At 39.5% G+C, this 1753-nt stretch carries 3 protein-coding genes and 1 pseudogene; all 4 read right to left on the bottom strand.

The genetic code is table 11. The features are described from left to right. Positions 1-123 precede the first annotated feature (123 nt). Positions 124-267: pseudogene (locus L1267_RS23565) on the bottom strand (integrase); the annotation flags it as partial. A 203-nt stretch (positions 268-470) separates the two neighbouring features. Next, the gene (locus tag L1267_RS23560; protein ID WP_076916053.1) at positions 471-686 is read right to left on the bottom strand and encodes a GDCCVxC domain-containing (seleno)protein; all 216 of its coding nucleotides are present in this window, start codon (positions 684-686) and stop codon (positions 471-473) included. Continuing rightward, the gene (merC, locus tag L1267_RS23555; protein WP_024601094.1) at positions 674-1063 is read right to left on the bottom strand and encodes an organomercurial transporter MerC; all 390 of its coding nucleotides are present in this window, start codon (positions 1061-1063) and stop codon (positions 674-676) included. The genes L1267_RS23560 and merC overlap by 13 nt, the downstream gene beginning before the upstream one ends. A gap of 65 nt (positions 1064-1128) precedes the next feature. Further along, complete coding sequence (locus L1267_RS23550; RefSeq protein WP_010557530.1) at positions 1129-1506, bottom strand: MerR family transcriptional regulator; 378 nt, start codon at positions 1504-1506, stop codon at positions 1129-1131. Between the last annotated feature and the right edge of the window lie 247 nt (positions 1507-1753).

The raw sequence follows: 1753 nt of genomic DNA, 5'->3' as shown, positions 1-1753 counted from the left end.
CACGAGCGGAATCGTGCATCTGTTCGAGTTCTTGTTTCTTCTGTGGAGATAGCGTTACTTTCATAGTGGCGTAGCATGATCCTATTTTTACGGAAAATCAAGCACCTTCAATGATCACGGGTATAGCTTGCTATCTATAGCCAAATTAAGTAAAGCTAATTGCATCAAGTTATTTTGAATTTCAATTCGAGTGCGAATACGCCAAATCTCTTCAAGCTTGAAAGGACGTTTCACACTAGTAGCATTGTGATTTAGTTCTGGTTTCATAGTGACCTCCTATTTAAAAGTCACTATGAGGATAGTGGATGTATTACTGATTAGGATTTGGACAAAAATGAGTTAGAGCTGAAGGACGGCTCTGTGCCAAAAGCAGCCCTTGAGTGACTTAGTGATAAAGGCTGCAATGATACGATTGCTGACATTTCACTATTTCTTTTTATGCCTTCTCATTGCCATTAATAGACTGTCATTTAGCTATCGCAACAACTTTGACCTTCTTGAATTGGCGGGCATTTCACTGTTCCATAAGAGCAATATACGCAACAATCGCCTTTCAAAGGCTTTAGGAGAACTTTGCAAGATTCACATTCATAATACCACTGGCAAGCGTTGGTTGGCATTTCTTCAGTTTTACTGAAGCCACACTCAGGGCAAGTAATGGTAGAATTTAACTCTATACTTTGCATGTTTGCTCCTTCAAAGGTTTAACAATGTCTAATACGGACATTACAATCATCAAACAAATACCTACATAAAACAAATAAGTGCTCCATTCGTATTGCCATAGTGGATAGAGGGTTAACAAAACCGCTATAGGGCCAATAACCCCAAGAATACCTCTCGCATGATTTTGGTTTTTATACCAGTTATACAAATTTACCAACAATGCCAGAGTTGCAAATATAGGTAACAAGGTATTTACAGCAATTCCCTCAAAGTGAGAGAGAAAGCCTAATCCTAATGCTGATGCTAACGAGCCGAGTGCGGGGAAGCACCCCGTACAACTAAGAGCCGCAAGCCAAACACCACCTGAGCTAACTTTATCTAAAATCTTATTAATCATTTTTAACGTCTAACATTATTTGAATGATTTGAGTATGAACTCCGTAGGTAGGTACGGAGTCAATACTATTTTAGCGAATCGATTATTGGGCAGTGGGATTGATCGTTATTGTTGCGGCATGAATTGGTCATTTCTTTTATGACGACTTCTAAGCGTTGAAGGTCAGCTATCTTATTTTGAATTACGTTCAATTTCAGCAAGCCTAGGGATTCTACTTTGGCACAATCGCCATCCATTGACATCAATGAAGCCACTTCTTTTAGAGTAAAGCCAAGTGCTTTGGCCTTACAGATGAATTGTAATTGTTTGGTGATTGAGTCGTCATAGACACGATAACCATTTTGAGGTTTTTGAGGCTGTTTTATCAAGCCTTCCCGCTCATAAAACCGTATAGTTTCTACGCCTATATCAAGTTCTTTAGCCAACTTGCCTATTGTTTTCATCGTCCAACCATAAAATCAACTTTAATCATGACATTAGTATATCAATACGAAGTAAAATTGCTCGAACTACAATGACTGGTTTTCGCTAAAAGCTGCCCTTAGAGCATTTACGTTAACTCGTTTTGGGGCGTGCGACGTGAAGTCGTATGAAGCGCTGTTCACCGCTTAATGAGTGAACCATCTGTATCACCAGATGATCCTAGGAGCCTGAATAAAGTAGCGGCTCTGACAATGTAACGAAGGTTGG

The sequence above is a fragment of the Pseudoalteromonas sp. OFAV1 genome (assembly GCF_021532595.1).
In the GTDB taxonomy this organism is placed as follows: Bacteria; Pseudomonadota; Gammaproteobacteria; order Enterobacterales; family Alteromonadaceae; genus Pseudoalteromonas; species Pseudoalteromonas lipolytica_C.
This window is presented reverse-complemented; position numbering and strand designations above follow the sequence as displayed.